Source organism: Clostridia bacterium, assembly GCA_012841935.1.
Lineage (GTDB): Bacteria > Bacillota > Peptococcia > DRI-13 > DTU073 > DUTS01.
This window is the reverse complement of sequence record DUTS01000010.1, coordinates 1-6170: the sequence shown is the minus strand read 5'-3', so window position 1 is coordinate 6170 and position 6170 is coordinate 1. Positions and strand designations below refer to the sequence as shown.

Annotated in this window: 4 protein-coding genes, 2 tRNA genes and 1 other annotated feature; all 6 genes read left to right on the top strand. The window is 37.8% G+C overall.

Features of this window, described 5'->3' with window-relative positions:
- The first annotated feature begins 33 nt into the window (after positions 1–33).
- The 6 genes from GX687_00480 (at position 34) to GX687_00455 (ending at position 6104) form a co-directional block, all read left to right on the top strand.
- On the top strand, positions 34–1176 hold the full coding sequence (locus tag GX687_00480) for an acetate kinase (protein HHX95932.1): 1143 nt from the start codon (positions 34–36) through the stop codon (positions 1174–1176).
- A 45-nt stretch (positions 1177–1221) separates the two neighbouring features.
- Positions 1222–1424, top strand: a binding site (T-box leader).
- Positions 1425–1475: 51 nt separating this feature from the next.
- Positions 1476–2624, top strand: coding sequence for an alanine--glyoxylate aminotransferase family protein (locus GX687_00475; protein HHX95931.1), 1149 nt, complete (start codon positions 1476–1478; stop codon positions 2622–2624).
- 2 nt (positions 2625–2626) lie between these two features.
- Entirely contained in the window at positions 2627–4207 is a 1581-nt protein-coding gene (locus tag GX687_00470; GenBank protein HHX95930.1) for a phosphoglycerate dehydrogenase, read from the top strand.
- Between the two features lie 16 nt (positions 4208–4223).
- On the top strand, positions 4224–5516 hold the full coding sequence (serS, locus tag GX687_00465; GenBank protein HHX95929.1) for a serine--tRNA ligase: 1293 nt from the start codon (positions 4224–4226) through the stop codon (positions 5514–5516).
- Between the two features lie 100 nt (positions 5517–5616).
- Positions 5617–5706 (top strand) — tRNA-Ser (locus GX687_00460).
- A 304-nt stretch (positions 5707–6010) separates the two neighbouring features.
- A tRNA-Ser gene (locus GX687_00455) sits at positions 6011–6104 on the top strand.
- Positions 6105–6170 lie beyond the last annotated feature (66 nt).

The following is a 6170-nucleotide window of genomic DNA, read 5'->3' as shown; positions in this document are numbered from 1 at the left end:
GGAAGTTCTTCTCTTAAATACAAATTGTTTGACATGGACAACGAACAGGTTATGACCAAAGGTATAGTTGAAAGAATTGGTATTACTGGTTCGGCACTGATTCATTATGTTGGCACACGAAAAAAAGTAATTGAAAACAAAATAGTAAATCACGAAAAGGCAATGTCCCTTGTTCTCCAAACTATTACTGATCCAGAAGATGGTGTTTTAACTTCTATAAATGAGATTAAAGCTGTGGGGCATCGTGTTTTACATGCGGGTGAAGATTATTTTGATTCAGTTCTTAAATCTGAAAATGTAATGAAATCAATACGTAAAAATATTACTTTGGGTCCTTTACACAATCCTCCAAATATTATGGGAATTGAAGCTTGTGAACATCTTTTACCAGGGGTACCGCAGGTATGTGTTTTTGATACGGCTTTTCATCAAACTATTCCTCCATATGCTTATTTATACGGAATACCTTATGAATTTTATCGAAAATACGGAATACGCAGATATGGTTTTCACGGTACTTCACACCGCTATGTTTCCGCACGTGCGGCACAATTTTTAAAGCGGACACCTCAGGGTTTTAAAGTAATTGTTTGTCATCTGGGTAATGGTTCTAGTATTTCTGCGGTTCAAGATGGAAAATGTGTAGATACTACAATGGGTTTAACTCCTTTGGAGGGTTTGATGATGGGTACACGTTCTGGAGATTTGGATCCTACTGTGGTAACTTTTTTAATGAAAAAAGAAGGTTGGACTTGTGATGAAGTAAATGATTTTTTAAATAAAAATTGTGGTGTACTTGGGCTTTCGGGAATCAGTAGTGATTTTCGGGATGTAAAAAGGGCTGCTCAAAAAGGTAATAAAAGGGCTCAATTGGCTTTAGACAGGTTTGCCTATATGGTAAAAAAATATATAGCTGCTTTTATCGGTATTTTAAATGGAACAGATGCTGTAGTATTTACAGCTGGTTTAGGTGAAAATTTTATAGATATGCGCACTAAAATTTGCGAAGATCTTGATTATTTGGGTATTGAAATTGATTCCCAAAAAAATCAGGTACAGGGTAAAGAGGCCATTATTTCCAAGAGTTCTTCACGTGTAAAGGTTTTAGTGATTCCTACTAATGAGGAATTAATGATTGCTCGTGATACTTATCAAATTGTTCAAAATAGTATGTGAGTATTTTTTAAGGTTGAATTTTAAGGATTAAAGAGGTTATAATAAATTTGGGTGTTGAAAGGGAAAAGTAAGCAAGAATATCTTGGCAGAGAGCTGGTGGCCGGTGCAAACCAGTAAGATAATTGCTGAATTCCGCCCTAGAGCCCATAAGTGATGAACTTATCGGCTGCTGTCCGTTATCACAGCAAATAAGTGGGTTGTTAAAACCAAGTAGGGTGGCAACACGGGAAATTAATCTCGTCCCTAACCAAAATAGGTTAGGGACGAGTTTTTTATTATTATAAAAGGGGGAAGTGGTCATGCAATTATTAATGATTCCAGGTCCTACAAATATGCCGAGGGAAGTACTACAAGCATTAAGTCTACCGGCTGTGGGACATCGCACACCAGAATTTTACGAAGTTATTAAAGAAGTAACGGTTGGTTTAAAGAAAATTTATCGCACTAAAAATGATTTATTTATGCTTACTTCTTCCAGCACTGGGGCCATGGAGGCCGCGGTAGCTAATTTTGTTAATCAAGGTGATAAAGTTATCGTTATGGAAAACGGTAATTTTGGTGAACGTTGGGTAAAGTTGAATAATAGTTATGGGGCTGATGTTGAGGTAATTTCGGGGGTTTGGGGGGAACAGGCTGATCCAGAAATATTGAAAAAAAGGATTAGTGCAGATCATGGACAAGAAATAAAGGCAGTGTTTGTTACCCATAATGAAACTTCCACAGGGGTTACTAATGATTTAAAAGCATTAAGGGAGGCCCTTGGTGAACATCCAGCATTATTTATAGTAGATGCTATCAGTGGTATGGCTGTTTCACCACTTAAGGTTGATGAATGGAATTTAGACGTTGTGGTTAGTGGTTCCCAAAAAGCTTTTATGATTCCTCCTGGTCTCAGTTTTATAAGTGTTAGTCCCCGTGCCTGGGCCAAAAGTGAGCAAGTAACTAATCCGCGTTTCTATTTTGATTTAAGGGCAGCAGCTAAGTCTTTTGAAAAAAGTACTACTCCTTATACTCCGGCAACGTGTTTAATTTTGGCTTTAAGGGAAAGTTTAAAATTAATTGAAAAAGAGGGTTTGCAAAATGTTTATAAACGCCATCAATTTTATAAACAAGTTATTAGAACTGCGGCTAAAGCCCTAGGATTAAATTTATTAACAAATGAAAAGTCAGCTTCATGTGGTGTTACGGCAATTAAAAAACCAACTGCAATTGATCCGCAAACTATAGTAAAAATTATGCGCGAAAAGCACGGCATAATTATTGCTGGTGGACAAAACAGACTTAAGGGTGAAATCTTTCGTATAGGTCATTTGGGATATGTAAGTGATAATGATTTAGTAGTTACTATTGCTGCTTTAGAAAGAACTTTATTGGAATTGGGTTGGTCATTTCAATTGGGACAAGGTATTCAAGTCGTTCAAGAATTATTGCAGGAAAGGATGAAGTAAAAATGAGAATTTTAGTTTGTGATCCTATTTCGGAAAAAGGAATAGAAGTATTTAAACAAGATCCGGAGATCGAAGTAGATGTAAAATTGAATTTAAGTGAAGCAGAAATTTGTGAAATTATTTTTGATTATCATGCAGTTGTGGTACGCAGTCAAACTAAAATTACTAAAAAAATCTTGGAAGCTGGCAGACAATTAAAAGTAGTGGGCAGAGCGGGAGTAGGAATTGATAATATTGATGTGGAGGCAGCTACTTTAAGAGGAATAGTTGTAGTTAATACTCCAGATGGTAATACCATTTCGGCCGCAGAACATACCTTGGCGATGATGCTTGCTTTGGCCCGTCATATTCCCCAGGCTGATCAATCTTTACGTCGGGGAGAATGGCAAAGATCAAAATTTATTGGGGTTGAACTACGTAATAAAACATTGGGAATTATCGGTTATGGTAAAATAGGTTCTGAGGTAGGTAAAAGAAGTAAGGTTTTTGGTATGGAAATTTTAGTTTATGATCCATATATTAATCATGAGGTAGCCGAAAGAGCAGGAGTAAAACCAGTCTCTTTGGATGTTTTACTTAGTGAAAGTGATTTTATAACTGTGCATATGCCCTTGACTTCGGAAACGAAACATTTAATTTGTGCACAGCAATTTAAAAAAATGAAAGACGGTGTGCGAATTCTAAATGTGGCCCGTGGGGGTATTATTGATGAAACTGCACTTTATCAAGCAATAGTTGCTCAAAAGGTAGCTGGAGCGGCACTTGATGTATATGAAAAAGAACCTCAAACAAAGAGCCCATTATTTGATTTGCCGGAGGTAATTGTTACTCCCCATTTAGGTGCTTCTACAGAAGAAGCACAGGTTAATGTGGCGATTGATGTGGCACGGGAAATTTTACGTGTTTTACGCGGTGAACCGGTACAAAATGCGGTTAATATACCTTTTATTAAGCCTGAACATTTAAAAACGGCCAAACCCTATATGTTGCTCATGGAAAAACTGGGTAAATTGGCCAGTGTGCTTGCCGAGGGGGCAACCAATGCTATCGAGATTAAATATTTGGGTGAAATTGCCGAATTGGAATTCGGTTCTTTAACTAATACTTTTATTAAGGGTCTATTAAGACCTTATCTACATGATGCCATTAATTATGTAAATGCACCTTTAATCGCCAAAAACAGGGGGATTAAGGTAAAGGAAATCAAGAGTACCCAGGTTGATGATTATGCCAATAAAGTTTGTATTTCCATTAAAGGGGAAGGTTGGAGTCATACCGTGTCCGGGGCGGTATTTAAGAAAAATGAGCCGCGTATTTTAAGTGTCAATGAATATTCCTTGGATATTCAGCCGACCGGTCATATTCTTTTAATTACTCATATCGACCGTCCTAAACTTGTAGGTGAAGTAGGCATGATTTTAGGTGAACGGGGTGTGAATATTGCCGGAATGCAATTAGATAGGGAAAGAGCTGGTGGTAAGGCGATGATGATTTTAACCATTGATCATGAAGTTACCACTGATGTTTTGGCTAAAATTAAAACAATAAAAGATATTAAAACGGCTAATTATGTAGCCTTTTAAAAAGGGGAAGAGTGAAATGTTAGCGATGAAATTTGTTCGGGAAAATCCAACATTAGTGAAAGAGTGTCTAGAAAAACGCCAATTATCTCCTCAAATAGTAGACCAATTTTTACAGCTTGATGAACAACGCAGAAAAAAAATAGCTTTTAGTGAAAAAATGAAAAAAGAACGTAATCAAGTTTCAGAGGAAATTGGTCTACTAAAAAAACAGGGAGAAGATGCCCAAAATTTAATTTTACAAATGCGTACAACGTCCCAAAAGATTAAAGAAGTAGATGAACATGTACGCCGCTTAGAGGAGGAACTAAAAAAATTGCTTTTAACAATACCCAATTTACCTCACGCCTCTGTCCCTATTGGGGCTGGGGAAAGTGATAATCGGGTAGAACGCCACTGGGGTTCTTTACCACAATTTGATTTTGAACCTCAGCCTCATTGGGATTTGGGGGAAAAATTGGGCATTTTAGATTTTTCGCGTGCAGCCAAGGTAACTGGAGCTAGATTCGTATTTTATAAAGGTTTAGGTGCACTTTTAGAAAGGGCTTTAATTAATTTCATGCTGGATACTCATGTTACTCAACATAAGTATAAGGAGCTCTTGCCACCATTTATAGCTAATGAGGTTAGTATGACCGGGACAGGACAATTACCTAAATTTATTGAGGATATGTTTAGTTTGGCAAATACCACCTATTTTTTAATTCCCACAGCTGAGGTTCCTGTTACTAATTATCATCGTGAAGAAATTTTACAGGAAAAGGATTTACCACTTTGCTATGTGGCATATTCGCCCTGTTTTAGGGCTGAAGCAGGTGCACATGGGCGTGATACACGTGGTCTAGTGCGTCAACACCAATTTAATAAAGTAGAATTGGTGAAATTTTGTCATCCTGCTACTTCAGATGAAGAACTAGAAAAGCTTACCACTAATGCTGAAAAAATATTGCAACTTTTGGAGCTCCCTTATCGTGTTGTAACTTTATGTACTGGTGATTTAGGATTTTCCGCTACAAAAACATATGATTTGGAAGTATGGCTGCCTAGTAGTGGTACATATCGTGAAATTTCCTCCTGCAGTAATTTTACAGATTTTCAAGCCCGCAGAGCACAAATTAGATTCAGACCGCAAAATGGAGGCAAATTAGAATTTGTTCATACTTTAAATGGTTCCGGTTTAGCCATAGGTAGAACAGTAGCTGCAATTATGGAAAATTATCAAGAGGCTGATGGTACGATCCGTATCCCCCAAGTTCTACAACCATATTTTAGCGGTCGGGAAAAAATAGATAAAGAGATTATTCAGAGGTGATATTGTAAAAAAATTATTAAGTGACACTGGAAGGGATTTTTACGAAAGAGATCTAGTGATTAAATTTACTTTAACTCTAAATTATGTTATATTTGTTAAGGGAGGGGTGTCCGAGTGGTTGAAGGAGGCGGTCTTGAAAACCGTTGAGCCTTTGCGGGTTCCGTGGGTTCGAATCCCACCCCCTCCGCCATAATTAAAGGATTCGAACAGGCGTAAAAAAATGCGTATGAGCATTTTTTAGCCTTGGCGTGATAGGGGTCGGAGACCCCGGTAGCTGATTATTTTGGGCAACATTTTAGGAGTAGAAAAAAAGCCTTCACAGTTTTCACCTGTGAGGGCTTTTTTTCTTTGCTCCCTCGGGGGAATGGGTGTCTGAAACCGGGGAGACTCTCTTCGTACAATTTTCTAAAACAAAAGGAGGAACATGCCTTTTTAAGAAATCAGGTTTGACTAATCCCCCTTTTATTGTGTATAATAATAAAGCAGTTTGTTACGGAGAGGTGGCCGAGTTGGTCGAAGGCGGTCGCCTGCTAAGCGATTATACGGCTTAAAACCGTATCGAGGGTTCGAATCCCTCCCTCTCCGCCATAAAATAAAGGATTCGAACGGGCGTAAAAAAATGCGTATGAGCATTTTTTAGCCCTGGTATAATGG